The 20,990-nt window shown below is 36.9% G+C and carries 15 protein-coding genes; 13 read left to right on the top strand and 2 right to left on the bottom strand.

Annotated elements, in window-relative coordinates; translation table 11 throughout:
* Positions 1-37 precede the first annotated feature (37 nt).
* Positions 38-1,228 carry a CamS family sex pheromone protein gene (locus COD11_RS14940; RefSeq protein WP_231308845.1) on the top strand — a complete coding sequence of 397 codons (1,191 nt, stop codon included), beginning with the start codon at positions 38-40 and terminating at the stop codon, positions 1,226-1,228.
* 189 nt (positions 1,229-1,417) lie between these two features.
* A complete protein-coding gene (gene pruA / locus COD11_RS14935; RefSeq protein ID WP_098797696.1) occupies positions 1,418-2,965 on the top strand; it encodes an L-glutamate gamma-semialdehyde dehydrogenase in 1,548 nt (515 codons plus the stop codon).
* Between the two features lie 53 nt (positions 2,966-3,018).
* On the opposite strand, the gene COD11_RS14930 is transcribed toward pruA, so the two are convergent.
* The gene (locus tag COD11_RS14930) at positions 3,019-3,438 is read right to left on the bottom strand and encodes a hypothetical protein (RefSeq protein ID WP_098797695.1); all 420 of its coding nucleotides are present in this window, start codon (positions 3,436-3,438) and stop codon (positions 3,019-3,021) included.
* 559 nt (positions 3,439-3,997) lie between these two features.
* On the opposite strand from COD11_RS14930, the gene putP reads away from it, so the two are divergent.
* From putP to gatB, 5 genes are all read left to right on the top strand, one after another.
* On the top strand, positions 3,998-5,461 hold the full coding sequence (putP, locus tag COD11_RS14925) for a sodium/proline symporter PutP (RefSeq protein WP_098797694.1): 1,464 nt from the start codon (positions 3,998-4,000) through the stop codon (positions 5,459-5,461).
* Between the two features lie 117 nt (positions 5,462-5,578).
* Positions 5,579-5,965: an Hsp20/alpha crystallin family protein gene (locus COD11_RS14920; RefSeq protein ID WP_098797693.1), complete on the top strand. Its 387-nt coding sequence runs from the start codon at positions 5,579-5,581 to the stop codon at positions 5,963-5,965.
* Positions 5,966-6,267: 302 nt separating this feature from the next.
* Positions 6,268-6,558, top strand: a complete 291-nt coding sequence (gatC, locus tag COD11_RS14915) for an Asp-tRNA(Asn)/Glu-tRNA(Gln) amidotransferase subunit GatC (protein WP_098797692.1) — start codon at positions 6,268-6,270, stop codon at positions 6,556-6,558.
* A 13-nt stretch (positions 6,559-6,571) separates the two neighbouring features.
* Positions 6,572-8,029 (top strand): Asp-tRNA(Asn)/Glu-tRNA(Gln) amidotransferase subunit GatA, encoded by a 1,458-nt coding sequence (gatA, locus tag COD11_RS14910; RefSeq protein WP_098797691.1) that lies wholly within the window; start codon positions 6,572-6,574, stop codon positions 8,027-8,029.
* A gap of 14 nt (positions 8,030-8,043) precedes the next feature.
* Complete coding sequence (gene gatB / locus COD11_RS14905; protein ID WP_098797690.1) at positions 8,044-9,474, top strand: Asp-tRNA(Asn)/Glu-tRNA(Gln) amidotransferase subunit GatB; 1,431 nt, start codon at positions 8,044-8,046, stop codon at positions 9,472-9,474.
* A gap of 37 nt (positions 9,475-9,511) precedes the next feature.
* Here gatB and COD11_RS14900 read toward each other — a convergent pair whose 3' ends face one another.
* Positions 9,512-10,273: an AAA family ATPase gene (locus COD11_RS14900; protein ID WP_098797689.1), complete on the bottom strand. Its 762-nt coding sequence runs from the start codon at positions 10,271-10,273 to the stop codon at positions 9,512-9,514.
* A gap of 223 nt (positions 10,274-10,496) precedes the next feature.
* On the opposite strand from COD11_RS14900, the gene COD11_RS14895 reads away from it, so the two are divergent.
* The 6 genes from COD11_RS14895 to COD11_RS14870 all read left to right on the top strand — a co-directional run bounded on the left by COD11_RS14895 (position 10,497) and on the right by COD11_RS14870 (position 20,881).
* Entirely contained in the window at positions 10,497-11,408 is a 912-nt protein-coding gene (locus COD11_RS14895) for a diacylglycerol kinase (protein ID WP_098797688.1), read from the top strand.
* A 90-nt stretch (positions 11,409-11,498) separates the two neighbouring features.
* Positions 11,499-12,881: a 23S rRNA (uracil(1939)-C(5))-methyltransferase RlmD gene (rlmD, locus tag COD11_RS14890; protein WP_098797687.1), complete on the top strand. Its 1,383-nt coding sequence runs from the start codon at positions 11,499-11,501 to the stop codon at positions 12,879-12,881.
* A gap of 324 nt (positions 12,882-13,205) precedes the next feature.
* Positions 13,206-14,222, top strand: a complete 1,017-nt coding sequence (locus COD11_RS14885; RefSeq protein ID WP_098797686.1) for a Wadjet anti-phage system protein JetD domain-containing protein — start codon at positions 13,206-13,208, stop codon at positions 14,220-14,222.
* Entirely contained in the window at positions 14,219-15,730 is a 1,512-nt protein-coding gene (locus COD11_RS14880) for a replicative DNA helicase (RefSeq protein WP_098797685.1), read from the top strand. The genes COD11_RS14885 and COD11_RS14880 overlap by 4 nt, the downstream gene beginning before the upstream one ends.
* Positions 15,720-16,454, top strand: a complete 735-nt coding sequence (locus tag COD11_RS14875) for a DUF6063 family protein (RefSeq protein ID WP_098797684.1) — start codon at positions 15,720-15,722, stop codon at positions 16,452-16,454. Before COD11_RS14880 ends, COD11_RS14875 begins: the two co-directional genes overlap by 11 nt.
* Complete coding sequence (locus COD11_RS14870; protein WP_098797683.1) at positions 16,454-20,881, top strand: coiled-coil domain-containing protein; 4,428 nt, start codon at positions 16,454-16,456, stop codon at positions 20,879-20,881. The genes COD11_RS14875 and COD11_RS14870 overlap by 1 nt, the downstream gene beginning before the upstream one ends.
* The last annotated feature ends 109 nt before the right edge of the window (positions 20,882-20,990 follow it).

The raw sequence follows: 20,990 nt of genomic DNA, 5'->3' as shown, positions 1-20,990 counted from the left end.
CTAGCGAAATGTATAAAATAAGAGGTGTGGACTTAAATTGAAAAAGAAACTATTCATGGTGTTAACAAGCGTGTTTCTATTAACTGCCTGTGCACCTAATTTTGGAGAGCAAGAGGAAATCGTGCAGGAAACGGAGGATGAATCAAAGGAAACAGCGATCATCCCTAAATATAATATTTCAGATAGTTACTACAGAATGATCTTACCTTTCAAACCAGGGGAAGCGAGAGGACTTGTTTCACAGCAGTTAAACACACGCCTGGATATTGATGAATTTGAAACAGGATTAATGAGAGTGGCGCAAGATACATTCCCAACTGAAAAGGAGTACTTATATCAAGAGGGACAGTACTTAAAAGGTGATGTAATTAACAGCTGGTTAAAAAGAAAGTTAACAGGAAAAAAATTAGAAGAGACCCAGGCCGAAGCCAAAGAAGATGATAAGGAATATATAGAGCTTGGCCTAAATCCAGCACTTCCTGAGGGTACTGACAACCTGGAACAAAAAAATAAAGAAAATCCAATTTACTTAGCTCACATGCTTGAGCATAACTACTTAATTCGTAAAGACGATACAGTGGAATTGGGCGGCGTTGTGATCGGGTTAGCAATGAATTCTGTTTACTATTTTAAACAAGAAGATGGATATGCTAGAGAGCATAAAATTAGTAGAGAAGAAATACTATCTAAAGGGAACGAAATAGCACAGGAAGTTATTAATCGAGTAAGAAAAACAAAAGGATTAGAAAATGTTCCAATTGTAATTGCTTTATATGAGCAAGAAGAAAAATCCTCGATTGTACCCGGTAACTTTATTGCTAAAAACGTAGTAAAACAAGGTAGCAATTCTTTAAGTAAATGGGAAGAAATTGATGAAGAATATTACTTTTTCCCATCAACAGAAGCAACAAGCGTTTATCGTGATGATGCACAAATGTTTAACCGATTTAAGCAGGATATTGAAGAGTTTTTCCCTAATTACACCGGGGTGATCGGAAAAGCATTTTATAAAAATGGTGAATTAAACTACTTGGATATTGAAATTCCAATGCAATTCTATGGAAAAGCTGAGGTTGTTGCTTTTACCCAATTTGTTACAGGAAAGGTAATGGATTACTTCCCAGATTACATTTCGCTTGAAGTGAATATCATGTCCAACTCTGATCAAGAAGCTCTTGTTCTAAAAGAACCAAATCAAGAAACTCCAACAGTTCATATATATAAATAAAAAAACAAGCTAAGATGTGCTCTTAGCTTGTTTTTTTATGCTTGAAAATAGATTTGATGTATTTATCATTTCTATATATATGGCTGCATACGAATGAAGCATGAATGGTTAAAGGCATGGAAATGTTTTTAACTATTCTTTTTTGGTCCGATAACTTTCAGGTTATTTTCTCTTAGGAGGCGAAGGAATATGGTAGTACCTTACAAGCACGAACCGTTTACTGATTTTTCTGTAGAAGAAAATAAACAGGCACTAGAGGACGGCTTTCATGTTGTTAAATCTTATTTAAATAATGATTATGATTTAGTGATTGGTGGAAAGCGCTATTCAACAAAAGATAAAATTGTTTCAGTAAATCCGGCAAATAAGCAGGAAGTGGTAGGTACCGTCTCAAAGGCAACGAAAGAACATGCGGAGCAAGCGATGCAAATTGCTGATCAAACATTTAACACATGGCGTAAAACAAAGCCTGAAATGAGAGCGGACATTTTATTCCGTGCAGCAGCTATTGTTCGCAGACGTAAGCATGAGTTTTCCGCATTATTAATAAAAGAAGTAGGGAAACCTTGGAATGAAGCTGATGCTGATACAGCGGAAGCCATTGATTTCATGGAATATTACGGACGGCAAATGCTAGATTTAAAAGATGGTATTTCTGTAGAAAGTCGCCCAATTGAATACAACCGATTTAATTACATACCACTTGGTGTTGGTATTGTGATTTCTCCATGGAATTTTGCCTTTGCTATTATGGCAGGAATGACAGCCGCAGCTCTTGTGTCTGGTAACACGGTATTGTTGAAGCCTGCAAGTGCAACTCCTGTTGTTGCGGCAAAGTTTATTGAGGTTTTAGAGGAAGCTGGCTTACCTGCTGGTGTTGTTAATTATGTACCTGGAAGTGGTTCGGAAGTTGGTGACTATTTAGTTGATCACCCTCGTACTAGATTTATTAGCTTTACAGGCTCTAGAGATGTAGGTGTGAGAATTTATGAACGAGCGGCCAAAGTACATGAAGGGCAAAAATGGCTCAAGCGTGTGATTGCAGAAATGGGTGGTAAAGATACGATCGTTGTAGACCAGTCAGCTGATTTAGAATTGGCTGCACAATCCATTGTGGCATCTGCCTTTGGCTTCTCTGGACAAAAATGTTCTGCTTGTTCTCGTGCTGTCATTCTCGAAGATGTATACCAACCCGTGTTAGACAGAGTAATTGAACTTACTAAAAATCTTTCAGTCGGAGAAACAAAAGATCGTTCTGTAAATATGGGACCTGTTATTGATCAAGCAGCCTACGATAAGATTATGAGTTATATTGAGATTGGAAAAGAAGAAGGGCGTCTAGTAGCAGGAGGAAAAGGGGATGATTCAAAAGGCTACTTCATTGAGCCGACCGTGTTTGCCGACGTAGATGAAAATGCACGCCTTATGAAGGAAGAAATCTTTGGCCCTGTTGTTGCATTCTGTAAGGCTAAGGATTTTGACCATGCTCTTGAAATTGCTAACAATACTGACTATGGTTTAACAGGTGCAGTGTTAACAAATAATCGGGAGCATATTGAAAAGGCAAGAGAAGATTTCCATGTTGGAAACCTTTATTTTAACCGTGGTTGTACAGGTGCTATTGTTGGTTATCAACCGTTTGGTGGATTTAATATGTCTGGAACAGATTCTAAAGCAGGTGGACCAGATTATTTACTTCTTCATATGCAAGCAAAAACAACATCCGAAATGCTATAAAAGACAAAGGGGCTGTCCATTTCTCTGGACGCCCCTTTTAATTGTCTATATTTTTACCCATTCCAATAAAGGCGTTCTTCACCGTTCTCCTGTTGAGTATAGGGTTCATATTCAACAGCCTCATTTATTTCCTCATTCAACTGTGGCTTTATTTGCTTGTTGTTCGATCTGGTTTCTTCAATAGGGGCTTGTCTTTGTGTTGAAAGAGCTTTAATAAGTTCGGAGGTAAGCTCACTACGCTTTTGGTACTCCATAATAAACGCAGCGAGGGCAATAATTAATCCACCGCCTACTAAACAAGTTAAATATGGTCCAAGAGATCCAATCAATTGTAACAGCATAAATTGAACAGAGCCGCCGTACATCTCTCTTTCTTCCTCTACAGCTTTAAATGCCATGGATACATGATTTATTATACCGCCTGCTCCAAGCAGGATTAATAACCCACCAAAGCCAATTAAAAATTTTTTCAACGATATCACTCCTGACGGAAATTATCCTTGTCCAATTTTATCATGAATGGAGAGTTTCCTCCAGAAATTCAAAAAAACCCCATTCAATAAAAAAGGAAAAAGTGAAAAAAATCCACCTATAAATCTAAATAAATTAGGAACGAGATAGACAATTCTCATCAAAAATCATGTGCAAAACCTCGACTTTTGCGAACTTAATTTTATAAATTTTTATGAATAGATATAATCTATAGTAGGATATTCTGCCTATTTAATGCGTTTTTATGAATATTTATTCATTTCCCATTTTTGTCCCAATCGGAAAATTTGTTCGGTTTGTCAAACTATGTTAACATATTATACGAGTTTTGCCTGTAGTTGTCCTATTAAACTCTTTTTATTCATTCATCATGAAATTGCATAAGCCTGCATAAGGATTTGGTGATAGCTCATTTAGGAGGTGAAGCATTCATGGAACATGCATTATCTGGAGCAACGTGGTTTTGGTTATTTGTCCCAATGTTAGCATTAGTGGCACTATCAATCATTACAAACTTTACAGAAAGGGAGTGAGGAATTAGTGGAAACAGGTGTTTTAGTAACATTTATCATTTATTTAGTAGGTATGTTAGGAATCGGGATCGCTGCATACAGAATGACTAGTAATCTTTCAGATTATGTTTTAGGTGGTAGACGACTTGGACCTGGTGTTGCAGCACTTAGTGCCGGTGCATCGGATATGAGTAGTTGGTTACTGTTAGGTTTACCTGGTGCGGTTTATGCATCTGGTGGTATGAATCAAATTTGGATTGCAGTAGGTTTAGCAATTGGTGCGTATTTAAACTGGCAATTCGTTGCAAAACGTCTTCGTACGTATACAGAAGTTGCTAACGACTCGATTACAATTCCAGATTTCTTTGAAAATCGTTTTAAAGATGGCTCTAAGCTATTACGTGTTATCTCGGCATTAGTTATTTTGTTATTCTTTACGTTCTATACTTCTTCAGGTATGGTTGGGGGAGCGAAGTTGTTTGAAGCTTCATTCGGCCTATCTTATACACAATCACTTTGGATTGGTGCAATTGTTATCATTTCCTACACATTCCTTGGAGGTTTCTTAGCGGTAAGTTGGACTGATTTTATTCAAGGAATTTTAATGTTCTTAGCATTAATTGTTGTACCGATTGTTGCGGTTAACAAGCTTGGTGGCTGGGGTGAAACAGTAAGCTCAGTTGGTGAAATTGATCCAATTTATCTTGATGCATTTTCGGGTATGTCAGCATTAGCGATTATTTCTTTACTTGCATGGGGATTAGGATACTTTGGTCAGCCTCATATTTTAACTCGTTTTATGGCATTACGTTCTAAAAAAGATGTACCAAAAGCACGTATGATCGGTACAATTTGGATGGTATTTGCTTTATTCGGAGCGATCTTCACAGGATTCGCTGGTATCGCTTACTTTGCGGATGCTCCAATTGCGGATGGAGAGCAAGTATTCATTATGTTCACACAAGTTCTATTTGATCCTTGGGTATCTGGTATTCTATTAGCTGCGATCTTAGCTGCTATTATGAGTACAATTGATTCACAGCTATTAGTATCATCAAGTGCTGTAGCAGAGGATTTCTATAAATCTATTTTAAGAAAAGAAGCTTCTGAAAAAGAACTAGTATGGGTTGGTCGTATCTCAGTTGCGGCTATTGCATTGATTGCTATTTTACTAGCTTCAAATCCAGACAGCTCTGTATTAGATTTAGTAAGTTATGCTTGGGCAGGATTTGGCGCTGCATTTGGTCCTGTAATCATTCTCTCCCTTTTCTGGAAACGAATGAATCGTTGGGGAGCATTGGCTGGAATGATCGTAGGAGCAGTTACAGTTGTAGTATGGAAACAATTAACGACTTCAGGGGCTATTTCATTTAGCCTTTATGAAATCGTACCAGGTTTCATCTTAGCATGGATTGCTGTCCTAGTTGTCAGCTTAGCGACAGGAGCTCCTTCTAAAGAAATTGAAGAAGAGTTCGAACAAGCAAAAGCATAAATTTCATGAAAAAGTAGGGGCCTCAGTCAGGCTCCTACTTTTTGTTATTGTTTAATAGGGGCAAATTCCTCAATGCTTCATAAGATATAGTAATGATAATTTGAGGAGGGGTGTGCCATGAGGAATAATGATCCGATGAGGATGATCAATGAGTTTTTTCAAAGTCGTCCAAAGCGTACACTTTTAGATTCCATTGATGATGCGTTTCGTAAAACAGCATCAACAGCAGGTTTTTCAGTTGATGTTAAGGAAACATCTGAACACTTCAATATTCTTGCTGAATTACCTGGTGTGCCGAAAGAAGATATTAATGTAGAAATTCGGGGTGACGATGTGGTAATTGAAGTAAAAGAACAAAGCCATCAAGACAGGAACGTCGGTGGAGTTCAAAGTGTATCATTGCCTCATTATGTATTGAGACGAAATATGAAGGCTAGTTATAAACATGGCTTGCTGAAGATTCAGCTAGATAAAAAGAAGCCGAAGAAGATTGAGATTGAATAATTGAGGAGCCGCTAGCATGGTGCTAGCGGTTTGTTTGTGACGTGGCGATTTTGTCGAAAAACTATTATATTTAGGAATTTGGCTAATAAAAGTACTAAAACAGCAAATAAACTCTTAAGAGACGTCAAATAAAACATTTAAAGAAACAGCAAATAAATCGTGAAAATTGGTAAATAAAAATACGAGGAGACAACTTTGCCCCAACTGTGGTTGCTTTTCTCTACAATTGTTGATTAAATATATGTTCATTTGGTATCATCAGAGTATTGTGATTGTACGATTTTGTGGAGGTGAGAGGAAAGATGTCTAGAATTTCGACAGATCAAGTAAAGCACGTTGCAAATTTAGCTCGTTTAGCCATTACTGAAGATGATGCAGAGCTTTTTGCCAAGCAATTAGATGCCATTATTACGTTTGCTGAGCAGTTAAACGAAGTAGATACAGAAAATGTGAAACCAACATCTCATGTGTTAGACATGAAAAATGTGATGAGAGAAGATGTTCCGAAAAAAGGTTTAGACAATGAAGAAGTTGTTAAAAATGCGCCAGATCATGAAGATGGATATATTCGTGTACCATCTATCTTAGAATAAGGGAGGGACAAGCATGGCACTTTTTGATCACAAAATATCAGAATTAAAAGAACTTTTACATAAAAAAGAAATCACTGTTTCTGATTTAGTTGACGAATCTTATAAACGAATTCAAGAAGTTGACGATAAAGTTGGTGCGTTTCTTGCGTTAAATGAAGATCAAGCACGTACATATGCGAAAGAATTAGATGAAGCATTAGATAGCCGAAATGAATTCGGGTTATTATTTGGTATGCCGATCGGTGTAAAAGATAATATCGTTACGAAAGGTCTACGCACAACATGTGCAAGTAAAATCTTAGAAAACTTTGATCCTATTTATGATGCAACAGTCGTAAAGCATCTTCAAAATGCTGAGGCTGTTACAATTGGAAAATTAAATATGGACGAGTTTGCAATGGGCTCTTCAACAGAAAACTCTAGCATAAAGCCAACACGTAATCCATGGAATCTTGAAACTGTTCCAGGGGGATCAAGTGGTGGTTCTGCGGCGGCGGTTGCAGCAGGAGAGGTTCCGTTCTCATTAGGATCTGATACAGGTGGTTCCATTCGTCAACCTGCAGCATTTTGTGGAGTTGTTGGCTTAAAACCTACATATGGACGTGTGTCTCGTTTTGGTTTGGTAGCATTTGCGTCATCACTAGATCAAATTGGACCTGTAACACGTTCTGTTGAAGACAACGCATTTCTTTTACAAGCCATTTCTGGAGTTGATGAAATGGACTCAACATCAGCAAATGTAGAAGTACCAGATTTTCTGTCTTCTCTAACAGGTGATGTAAAAGGCTTAAAAATCGCTGTGCCGAAAGAATACCTAGGCGAAGGTGTAACCGAAGAAGTAAAGCAATCTGTACTTGATGCTCTTAAAGTATTAGAAGGACTTGGTGCAACATGGGAAGAGGTATCGTTACCACATTCTAAATATGCACTGGCAACTTATTATTTATTATCTTCATCAGAAGCATCTGCCAACTTAGCTCGTTTTGATGGTGTTCGTTATGGCCATCGTTCAGATAACGCAGAGAACTTAATTGAATTATACAAGCAAAGCCGTGCAGAAGGCTTCGGTAATGAAGTAAAACGTCGTATTATGCTTGGAACATATGCATTAAGCTCTGGATACTATGATGCTTATTATAAAAAGGCACAAAAAGTTCGTACATTAATTAAAAAAGACTTTGAAGATGTGTTTGAAAAATATGATGTAATTATTGGACCTACTACTCCAACACCTGCGTTTAAAATTGGTGAAAACGTTAAAGAACCGATGACAATGTATGCAAACGATATTTTAACTATTCCTGTTAACTTAGCAGGTGTGCCAGGAATCTCTGTTCCATGTGGCTTATCAAATGGATTACCACTAGGATTACAAATTATCGGAAAGCATTTTGATGAAAGCACAGTTTACCGCGTTGCACATGCGTTCGAGCAAGCAACAGATCATCATAAAGCAAAACCTGAATTGTAAGGGGTGAGAAAATAATGGAATATGAAACGGTCATAGGACTTGAAGTTCACGTTGAGTTAAAAACAGATTCAAAAATCTTTTCAAGTGCGCCTAACCACTTTGGTGCAGAACCAAATACAAATACAACAGTTGTCGAGCTAGGGTATCCTGGTGTTTTACCTGTTTTAAATAAAAAAGTAGTTGATTTCGCAATGAAGGCTTGTATGGCATTAAACTGTGAGGTTGCGACTGAAACAAAATTTGATCGTAAAAATTACTTTTATCCAGATAACCCAAAAGCTTATCAAATCTCTCAATTTGATAAACCGATCGGTGAAAACGGCTGGATTGATATTGAAGTAAATGGTGAAACGAAACGTATCGGGATTACTCGTATTCATATGGAAGAAGATGCTGGTAAATTGATTCACTCAAATGATGGCTATTCTTTAGTTGACTTAAACCGTCAAGGAACACCACTTATTGAGATCGTATCTGAGCCAGATATCCGTACACCAGAGGAAGCATATGCTTATTTAGAAAAGCTAAAAGCAATCATCCAGTATACGGAGGTTTCTGATTGTAAAATGGAGGAAGGCTCACTTCGTTGTGATGCAAACATTTCTCTTCGTCCTGTTGGTCAGGAAGAATTCGGAACAAAAACGGAGCTTAAAAACCTAAACTCCTTTGCGTTTGTTCAAAAAGGATTAGAATATGAAGAAAAGCGTCAAGAAAAGGTTCTTCGTTCAGGTGGTGTGATTGAACAGGAAACACGCCGTTATGATGAAGCAACAAAGAAAACAATCTTAATGCGTGTAAAAGAAGGTTCTGATGATTACCGTTACTTCCCAGAACCAGATCTTGTTGAGCTTTACATCGATGATGAGTGGAAGGAAAGAATTCGTGTTTCCATTCCTGAGCTTCCAGACGCACGTCGTAAACGTTATATCGATGAGCTGGGGTTACCTGAATATGATGCGCAAGTATTAACGATGACAAAAGAAATGTCCGATTTCTTTGAAGCAACATTGGCCGTTGGTGCTGAAGCAAAACAAGCTTCAAACTGGGTTATGGGTGAAGTTTCTGCCTATCTGAACGCTGAAGGAAAAGAACTAAACGATGTAGCTCTTACACCAGAAGGTTTAGCTGGTATGATTAAACTCATTGAAAATGGGACAATTTCTTCAAAAATTGCGAAGCAGGTTTTCAAGGAGCTAATTGAAAACGGTGGAGATCCGGAACAGATTGTAAAAGATAAAGGCTTAGTACAAATTTCTGATGATGAAACTCTACGTAAATTTGTAAACGAAGCAATCGATGCAAATCCACAATCTGTTGATGACTTCAAAAACGGTAAACAAAAAGCGATTGGTTTCTTAGTTGGTCAAATTATGAAAGCAACTAAAGGTCAAGCTAACCCACCAATGGTAAACAAGCTGTTGATGGAAGAAATTCAAAAAAGATAAGAAAAAAGAGAGATCTGCAACAAAGTAGATCTCTCTTTTAATGGGGATCATCATGAAATAAGTGGTGAAGAAGTCTTTCTTTATTTGTAAAAAATTGCTTCATTATTGAATAATGATTTGTGTTTTCAAGTGTGGTCTCATGGATTCCATCTTCGGTTAATTCAAGAATCTTTGCTGAAGGGTAGGCCATAATCAACGGTGAATGGGTAGCAATAATAAATTGAGATTGATCTTTGACGAGCTCATCAATTCTTGTGATCATTGATAGCTGACGCAATGGGGAAAGGGCCGCTTCTGGTTCATCTAATAAATAAATGCCTTGTCCGCGAAATCGATTCATAAAGGTAGCAAAAAAAGATTCGCCATGTGATTGCTCGTGAAGCGAAACACCACCAAAAGAATCAATAACATGAGGAGCATCACCTTCTCTATCCATTTCTTCTATACTTGAAGCCACGTTATAAAAACTTTCAGCACGAAGGAAGAAGCTATCTTTAGGTTTGACAGTCCCTTTAATTAGTTTAAGGTAGTGATCTAGTTCAGAGTGAGAATCATAAGTTGAAAAGTTAAAGTTAAGCGAACCACCTTCAGCATTAAACCCAATTGCAAGGGCAATAGCTTCTAATAGAGTAGATTTGCCCATTCCATTTTCTCCAACTAAAAAAGTAACATGAGGATGAAGCTCTAACTCATCAAGAGATTTCACACTAGGAAGGTTAAATGGATACTTTCTAAATGAAGGAACTTCCTCTCTTTTTAGTTGAATTCGACGTATATATTGATCATTTAATCCATCCATAGATTTCCCTTCTTTCCGGCTTTAATTGCTTTATATTGTAACAATTTTACAATGATTTAGCATGAAAAACTTTACTTTTTATATAAAACATGGTGATAATGGTAGTTGGGTTATCATGTTTCGTTAGCATAGAAATGGGAGACAATGATAACAGAACATAATCATAATGAATATAAATTATATAAATATCGATACATTTCTTTGAAAATAGGATGATGTGTGAATGAAAAGAGCAAGAATTATTTATAACCCTACCTCAGGGAGAGAGCTGTTTAAAAAACATTTGCCAGAGGTGCTACAAAAATTTGAACAAGCTGGCTATGAAACCTCTTGTCATGCAACAACAGGTGAAGGAGACGCGATACAAGCGGCAAAGGCAGCATCTGAGCGAGGCTTTGACTTAATAGTCGCAGCAGGTGGAGATGGGACAATCAACGAGGTTGTGAATGGGATCGCTGAATTGGAAGAGCGCCCACAGCTTGCTGTTATTCCAGTAGGAACAACAAATGACTTTGCAAGGGCTATTGGTATTCCATTAAATAATGTCATTGCAGCGGTAGATGTGATCTTAGAAGGTGAACCGAAGAAGATTGATATCGGAAAGGTTAATGACCACTATTTTATTAATATTGCAGGTGGAGGTCGTCTTACTGAGCTGACGTACGAGGTGCCGAGTAAGCTGAAAACAATGGTAGGACAGCTAGCTTATTATTTAAAAGGAATGGAAATGTTGCCATCCATACGTCCTGCTGAGGTAGAAATTGAGTATGATGGTAAGCTTTTTCAAGGTGAAATCATGTTATTTCTTGTTTCACTAACAAACTCAGTTGGTGGCTTTGAGAAGCTTGCACCTGATTCAAAATTAGATGATGGGATGTTTGACCTTCTTATTTTGAAAAAGGCTAATCTAGCGGAGTTCATCCGAATTGCAAGCCTAGCGCTAAGAGGCGATCATATAAACGATGAACATATTATCTACACAAAGGCAAATCGAGTGAAGGTAGTAAACAAAGATAAAATGCAGTTGAATTTAGATGGTGAATACGGTGGCATGCTACCGGGTGAATTCGTTAACATGTATCAGCATATTGATGTTATCATGTCAGCTGAAAAAGTAAGACAAATGGAAGAATAGGAACTTGGCAGAACATAATAGCCAAGTTTTTTTTATTGAAATTGTTATGGTAAAATGAATGAAATAATTTGTACGAAAAGGAAGAACAACATGGCAAAAATTCAAGCACCTGTTATGAAAAATGAATATTACGATGTGGTCTTTGAGGACTTAACGCATGAAGGTGCGGGTGTCGCAAAGGTAGAAGGCTTTCCGATCTTTGTTGAAAATGCACTGCCGGATGAACGAGCAAAAATAAAAGTTATCAAAGTAAACAAAGGCTTCGCGTTCGGACGACTAATTGAGCTCCATGAACAAAGTAAAAACCGAATTGATGCGCCTTGCCCAATCTATTCTCAATGTGGGGGCTGCCAGCTTCAGCATCTTAGCTATGAAGGACAGCTTGATTTTAAACGAAAACAAGTGGAGCAGGTCCTTGCTAGAATAGGCAAACTAGATTTAAACAAAGTAACCGTACATCCGACTCTAGGCATGGAGAATCCTTGGAATTACCGAAACAAAGCTCAGGTTCCAGTAGGTGAACGTGAGGGTGGTCTAGTCGCTGGCTTCTATCAAAAAAGAAGCCATGACATCATTGATATGGAAAGATGCCTTATTCAGCAAGCTGAGAACGATGATGTTGTTCAAGCGGTGAAAACCATTTGTGAAAAATATGGCATTCGTGCTTATAACGAAGAAAAGCACAAAGGCTGGCTTCGTCATATTATGGTTCGTTATGGGCTAGTCACGAGCGAGATCATGGTTGTATTTGTGACAAGAACGGCTGACTTTCCACATAAAAGTGAGGTTATCACTGAAATAACAAATCAACTACCACAAGTGAAGTCTGTTGTGCAAAATATTAATAACAAAAAAACAAATGTCATCTTTGGCGATGAAACAAATGTACTTTGGGGAGAAGAGTATATTTACGATAAAATTGGTGACGTAAAGTTCGCAATATCTGCACGCTCTTTTTATCAAGTAAACCCAGAGCAAACAAAGGTGCTATATGAAAAAGCGCTGGAATACGCTGAATTAACCGGTGAAGAATCTGTGATCGATGCTTACTGCGGAATTGGGACGATTTCATTGTTTCTTGCCCAAAAAGCAAAGAATGTTTTTGGTGTGGAATTTGTACCTGAAGCAATAGAGGATGCCAAGCGAAATGCAGAGCTGAATGGCATTGCTAATGCAGAGTTTGCAGTTGGTGAAGCGGAGGTTGTTATTCCAGAATGGTACAAGCAGGGTAATCAGGCAGACGTGATTGTAGTAGACCCTCCGCGCAAGGGCTGTGATGAAGCATTATTGAAGACAATCTTGGATATGAAGCCGAAGAAGGTTGTTTATGTTTCATGTAATCCTGGAACGCTTGCAAGGGATTTGCAGGTGTTGGAGTTAGGTGGCTATAAGACGGTTGAAGTGCAGCCGGTGGATATGTTTCCGCATACGACGCATGTTGAGTGTGTGGCGCAAATGGTGTTGAAATTATAACGACTAGTTATTAATTTAGAAAGAAAAAATTTTCACATTTCCTTCGAGTAATAAAAATACAAAATAAGCGAAAAGTAAGCAGGGCTACCCTTTATATATGAGGTAAGCCCTTTTTTATGTCCCCGGGTAACTCTATCTAAATTGAGAAAAAGTGTAAGTAAAGACATGTAAAATCAGATGAGGAAGTGGATGATATCATTAACTAATGCAAAATACTAAATAGTTTTATTTCTAGATGTTATATAATACCATTAAGTAGTAAATACTAAATTAATAGATTTCTCAATTAATAAAGAAAATTGATAGGAAAGATGAGATGTTATTATGAAAACACGAATAATCTCAATCCTTGAACAGGCTAAAAAATCCACGATAACGCTTAGTGAATTAGAAGGTGTTGCTAACACTCTTGATACCTATGAAGAGTTTGCTTCCACAATTCAAACATTATTAGACGAAGGTTTCATTACATCTGTAAAAAGTCATGGTACCAATTGGAAGGGCTTGCCTAATAGTTTTAGGATCCAAAAAGGAAGAGTAAAGCAACCAATTATTGAAGAGATTCAGGAGATGCAATTTAAAGTGCATCCTACCATAGAGCTACGAGCTTATTTTTCTGCATCTAAAAAGAAATGGATGGAGGAAAAGCCATTGATTGTGATGATTGATCAATACTTACAGAAGAATGGTCTTCCTACAACTTTTACGAATAGTTCGGAACGGTCTTATGAATTAATGCAGGATGAAAAATGGATTGATGAAAAGGGCGGAAAAGCCATTTTAGAAAAAATAAATCTATTTGATAAGTTGAAGATAATGAATTCCCCAGATCCTCTTATGTTTGCGGTAAACCCAAACAAACTACTATTGAATCAAAGAGCATATAAACACCTCATTGTAGAAAATAAAGCTACCTATTCCGGATTACTAGATTCGTTATCAACTACCAACTTTACTACACTGATATACGGTTCAGGATGGAAAATTGCTTCTGGTTTAAATCAACTCTCCAAACAACTTGGTCTCACTGATAAGGAAGAACAGCATGAAATCTATTATTTTGGAGATTTAGATTATGAAGGGATTAGCATCTATTATCACCTTTATGAAAAATATAACGTGAAGCTTGCCCAGGGTTTTTACGAAGCAATGCTTAGAAAGCCCTTCTACAAAGGGAAAGAAAATCAAACTCGAAATGAAGTGGCTGTTCATCACTTTGTACATTATTTCGGTAAAGAAGAACAAGAGAAAATTGCAGCTATGTTTCAGGAAAATGGTTATTATCCCCAAGAATCCCTAGCGAAGGAAGAGTTACACATTATTTGGAGGGATGCGTTATGAACACCCAATTAAAAGGGATAACGGAAAATTATCGTGAACGAATGCAGCGGTTAGCCTTATTTGACCCGTTATTCCGGTTAGAAAATAAACGGGAGAAAGATGAGAAAAACCAGCCGATTGATTACTTCGGATATGGGCTATTATCTTTATTATTTTTCTTTGAAAATATGTTAATACGAAATAAAAAAACGAGCATTCAAGATCTAGCGCAGTATTTGTACCAGTTAAATCAAGGGGAATATTCCCTATCCTTTGAAGGTTATGAAAAAGTGGCTAGAACAATAGTAGAAACCTTTCGTCCACCTGGTGGAAAGCGGAATGAAAAAACATTTTATAACTGGGAAACAAGAGAACATGAATCCGTTCAATACTCGATTTTGAAAGCAGATCGATCAGATGTTCATATGAATACCCAGTACTATAAATTAGATGAACAAGGGTTAGAATTAGTGTTTGCGACGAAGGAGTATTTTACTGAATTTCAGCTATCCATCAACCAGTTAGTTTTGAGGAAGCAACTTGAAAAAGGTGAATTTGTAGGAGCGTTAAGGCAGATTGATGAAATGCATATAGATGTCGAATCGTTAAGAAATCGAATGACAGTTGTGAAACACGAAATTCAACGAAATATCATTTCTGATGAAACATATGAACGCTATAAACAGATGGTTGAGGACATTAATGCACGATTAACGAGAGAAAATGAAGAATTCAGTGAATTACATGTATTTGTCAAAGAAACGAAGACTCGCTTAGCATATGACATGAACTCTGAGAAGGATCGAAAAGCGTATGAATTAATTTTACAAATTGATCGAGAGCTTAGTGAAGTTCACCATATACATACCATGCTATTGAAGGAAAGTATAGATTTAAAAACAACTGCATTACATGCAGCCCAAGAGGCTCTATATTATGTAGGGATCGACTCATTTAACTTCAAGCAGGAAATTACAGCTGCTCTCGTAAGCAAGCCTTTACCTTTAGTTTCATCGAAACGATTAATAGAACCATTTTTGACAATTGAACAAAGTGAAACATGGTCTCCTCTAGTTATCTTTTCCGAACAGAGAATTGAAACGAAAGACGGGGTAGAGCGCACCACTAATTTTGATGATCTTTCAGATGAAGCATTACAGGAAATGGAGAATGCAAAGGTTCGTAAATTATTTGGAGATATTATGAATCTCGTATTAAAGGTAATGGACGGAAGAGATGTCATCACACTAAAAGAAGTGGTAGACCATATGAGAGAAAAGGAATCGGACTGGTTAAAAATACGAATATTTTATCAATTTTGGTATGTTATGCATCAACGATCACCGATTACCTATGAAAAAACAGAAGAACTAAATGAATTATTATTTGAAGAAGTTTTAGAATTAGTTAAATATCAGTATTCTTATATAGAAGTTGAAGAATTACATGAGATTATAACAGTGACGGAGCGGTTTTCAATTCAAAACATGACACTTCGATTAAAGGTGGGTGAAGAGAATGGATTATAGGCAAGATGAAGTGATAAAGGCCTTTCAGATCTATTCGAAGATTAGTCGAAAGGGGTATAGTGAGGGAGATGAGCTGAGGCTTTATTTAGCTGAAGATAAGGTGAGAGGACTCGTTGATCAATTTGCCAAAGAAGTAGATTGTACGATTTTCTCGGTTGGGGAACGGCTCTATTTTGTCCCAATGGCCCTTAATTCTCCCTTTCATATTTCCAACGATACATTGAAAAAAACATATTTTACTGGAAAGACTGTCAATGCAGACATTTATTTTATGTATGTGACCATTATCATTCTGATGGGGGAATTTTATGATAGCTATCAAACGACAGACCCAACACGTGATTTTATTTCGATGAGTGATTGGCTTGAGCAAGTCAATGAACGACTAGAAACGTTACAAGCGATTGAAGAAGAAGAATTAAAAGAGCTCGAAAAGGAATATGAATATAGCTGGAGTGCGATTATTAGCAAATGGGCAGATATGGATGATTTAAAAGAAACCGCAAAAGCACAATCAGGGAAAACGATTAGTAGACTTAGCTTTCTTAATACGGTGAAAAGATTTTTAGTGGCACAAGAACTAGTGCAAGACATTGGTAATGATGAATTACAGTTAACAGAAAAAGCGAAAGTAATTGTGCAACGATACTTTATGGAGTTAGAGTATAACCGTGGTATTTTGGAGTTTATTTATTCAATAGACAGGCAGAAGGAGGAGGTCTAATGCCTTCTATTTCAAAGATTAGGTTCACCAATGTTGTATATGAAGGTGGAGTAAAACGGTATAATGATGATATTTTTGTATTTGATAGTCATAATGGAGCAATATTACTTGAAAATGGCGGAGGTAAGACGGTTTTTATTCAAACAGCCATTCAAGCGATTCTCCCTAATGTAGAACTTGCAGAGCGTAAAATGAAGGATACGCTTTCTCTTGAATCAACAAGTGCTCATATAGCGATCGAATGGATTATTAATGAACGACCAAGGCGTTATGGGCTTACTGCCGTCACCTTATATATGGCAAAGGAAGGGGTGAAAACATATCGTTACACATATGAGTATGAAGAAGGCGACAAGCATCGGATTGAAGAATTACCCTTTGTTCGAACGAATATAGGTGGAAAGGTTCGACCTGCAAGTCGTGACGAGATGAATGATTATTATATAACAATGAAGTCATCACACCCCTTAAAGGCGAGCACATTTGATACAGTAAAAAGCTATCATCAGCATTTAGAAGATCGATTTAAAATTATTGCTTCAGAATGGAAAAAGATCACGGTAATTAATAGCTCAGAAGGTGGAGTGGAGAGTTTTTTTGATGGATGTAAAACGACCTCACAGCTAGTAGATCAATTGCTTATTCCAACAGTTGAGGAAGCAATTGCTGGAAAAGGATCGGTTGATTTTGTCCAAACCTTTGAGAAGCAACGTGAGCATTTTAAAGCACACAAACGATTAAGACGAGTGATTGAAGAAAACAAACAAGTAGAAAAGAGAATTGAAAGCTATGTTTCTTGCTTTCACCAATTAGATCAAGAACAAAAAGAATTAGAAGAACAAAAAGTAAATGTGAAAGCACTGTACGTTCATACGCAGCAAGAGCAGGAAGAGACAAAAGCGACGTTATCAAAAATACAGACTAGCTTAGAAGATTGGCAAGCTGAGAAGGATGAGTGGGAGCGGAAGAAAAAATCCTACGAAATTTCTCTACTAGAGCAAAAAAGAGATGAAGCGTTTGAAAAGTATAAAGAAGAGCAAGATGAATTCGATATGCAAGTACAAGACCATAAAGAAAAGGAAATTCGCCTTGCGCAATTAAAAGTATCAAAGGTTAAAGTTGAAATAAGGAAAAACGAAGAATTGCACGCTCATTTCACAGAACAGCTGAACCACCTTGATAGAGATGAAGAAACGCTCGATTTAGAGGAGCAATTAGAAGATAATACTGCATTTTTAAAAGGTTTTTTTCTTCATGAAGAAGAAAAGATTCAATCAAATATCAACCAAGTAAAGCTCCAAATAGATAGGAAGAAAGAAGAAATAGAACGAGAGCAAAAGGTTTTTGTTAGCCTTAATGAAGACTTAAACCAAAAGCTATTACATAAAACCAAGTTAGATAGTAAGAAAACCCATTTAGAAAATGATATGAAGGATATTTCTAAAGAGATATTATCTAATCCACTTAAGGAAAGAGTAGAGGATGAGTTTCCTAAATGGGAAAGTGATTTTCAACGTTATGAACAGGCGATGGTCACTTATGATAAACATATAAAAGGGTTGGAACAATCAAAACATGAGCTTAAGAAAGCTATACCAAATGTTCAAACAGAGTATGAAAAATTTCGGGAGGAAGCAACTAAGTACACGCAACAAATAAAAGGAATAGAAGAACAACAAAACGAGATCTTAACAGAGCTTGTTATACGAATGCCTCAATGGCAGCACTACTATTCTCTTTATGAGAAAGAAGAAACAATCATAAGTCAGCTAGAGGAAAAAGTTGAAAAGCTATTACGAGAAAAAGATGAGCTGTTATTTAAGGAAAGACAAGCAACGAGATTCGTAGATGATTATGAAAATAATACATCGTTTACAGCGGATCCGAAGCTGGAGCTGTGGAAAAACAGATGGAGAAATCAGTTTGCTTATCTAGAACTAGGAACTGATTTCGTTCAGCAGGCTGCTCGTTCTTTGGAAGGATCTGTAGAGGAATATCATCATAACTATCCCTATTGGGCAATCACGTTCATCGTGACAGAGGCAGAGGTTATGAAGTTACGAGATAAGTTACTTTCTGTTGATAGGGAAATGTCGCATCCGGTCTATATTTGTACGGAGGCAGAAGCTCGGACGTTAATTCGAGGTGAGTGGAACTCTAGTGACCAACATATTTTTCCTTCTATATGGAAAGAGAATCTAACTATAGAGAATTTTAATAACTGGAAAATAGAAGTTCAAAAGCTAGCAAATGAATCAAAAGACGAACGGACGAATAAAGAATTAGATCTCGAAAACTGGAGAGCAGTGTTAGCGAAGGTGCGTGAATTTATACAAAAGTATCCATTCGAGCATTACACTTCCTTAAAAGAACAGTACAAAGTAGCTTCTGAGGAAGAAGCGAAGCAAAAAAGAGTGTTGTATGAAATAACTACACAAATCGATAAAAAAGACAATGAAATGAGTGAATATCGTACACGTTTAGCCGAAACAACTAGTTTGTATAACGGGTTAATGACAAGGCTAAAAACGGGAAGAGATTATCTTGCTAAAAAGAAAGATTATGAATTTCAAACGAAAGAATTAGTGAAAATTCGCGATGAAATTGATGTGGAAAATAGAAAACGAGAAAAATCGAAAAGACTTCTTACAAATTTGAAGGATATGCTGCAAGAATTAGACGAGCAATTAAATGTAACCAAAAATCCTTTATATGATTTAAGAGGCGATACGTATTACAAAGAAGTAGTTGCAGCGCAACCAAAATATTCATCTAAGAGTTTGGAGCTTTTAGTTAGCGAACGGAAAATGCTACGAAGTAAATTAGAAGGTAAGCAACAAGGAAGAGTACTATTAGAAGAAAAACGAGATATAGTTAAGGACAAGCTTAAAGACCTATCTGAAGAAATGAAGCAATTAGAACAACAATATGGGATAGTGGAGACAATCGAATTTCCAGCTCATGGCCATGATGAAATTCCAAGCCTTATCAATACCATAAGGAAATTAGATTTAAGAATCAAGGCAATAAGACCTACTGTGGATAGACTTCGGGAGCAGTGGACAAAAGCAAGCAATGAATACGATCTTCGTAAAGGTGATTTTGATCAGGTATATAAGGAAATCGTAATCTTTAAAGAGTCACTTAAGGAAGTAAAGGATCACCTTGATATAGAGTGGGGAAGTTTGCAGGAAAGGTATCAGTTTTTAGCTAACGAGCAAAAAAGATATCAGTCATTGGAGACTGAGATAAATAAAGCAATGATTGAATTAGAGAAGCAAGATATGCGTTTTGCTTTTCTACATGAAAATGTGCGTGAACATCTTTTAGAAGGTCAAATCAAGCAAGATTATGCCTATAAGCGATTAGCAATCATTGATCAATTAGTACAAAAAATATCATCTGTACAAGAAAAAGTGCTTTCCTTGGAAAAAAAGAGAAACGAAGAAAAAAGACAATTTATTAACTATTGTCATGATCACATTATGGATATAAAACTGAGAAATACATGTATCACAGGAATTGAACACAAAATTACGTATGATGATGTGATCGAATGGCAAGAAAAAATGAGTGATCGCATTCATCGGACTGTGAAAATTGCTGAGGAAGATATGAGAGAGCACGACAAGCAATTACAACAATTCATAGCTCATCTTCATCTTTACTTACGAACAATCGCTGATGAATTAAGGCTAATACCAAGGCAGACTCGTGTTAAGGTAGAGGACAAAACGAAAGACATTTATATCTTCTCTGTACCTGATTGGGATGAGCAGGAAGGGAAAGAAGCGCTTCGACATCATATTGATTGGATGGTCATACAGCTTGACAAAGATGAGTATAAAGATGATGAGGGAAATGAGGACGAATCACTTATTCGCAAACAAATCGAAAAGTGGTTACACACAAAACAGTTACTGAAAAATGTAATGAAAGAAAAAGACATAAGTGTAAAGTGTAGAAAAGTAAGTAATGATGGTAAAGTCAGCGGTGCTCTAACCAGCTGGGAAAAGTCAAATGCTTGGTCTGGAGGAGAAAAATGGAGTAAAAATATGACACTGTTCCTCGGTATTCTAAACTACTTAGCTGAAAAAAGAGTACCACTTCAAGGAAATCAAAAACGTCACAGAACAGTTATTGTCGATAATCCATTCGGAAAAGCATCAAGTGACCATGTATTAGATCCGGTATTTTTCATCGCCGAACAATTAGGTTTTCAAATAATTGCCTTAACTGCTCATGCAGAAGGAAAGTTTATTCGTAAGTACTTTCCCGTTATTTATAGTTGTCGCCTAAGGCAGTCAGCAAGCGGAGAAACACTTATAATGACCAAAAATAAAGAAATTCGAACAGCGTTCTTTAAAGACAATGACCCTGAAGCAATGGTCAGACTAGGAGAACAGGAACAATTATCTTTGTTCTAATATTAACAGAGAAAATATATTGGGTTAGTACATCACCATCCAAGCCATTGAATGCATGGCACAACTCATAATGAAAGAAGGCAACGAACCCGTGTGGGAGTTGTCTTTT

Source organism: Bacillus sp. AFS040349, assembly GCF_002577655.1.
Lineage (GTDB): Bacteria > Bacillota > Bacilli > Bacillales > Bacillaceae > Metabacillus.
The sequence above is the reverse complement of the archived record's forward strand: the minus strand, read 5'-3'. Positions and strand labels throughout refer to the sequence as shown.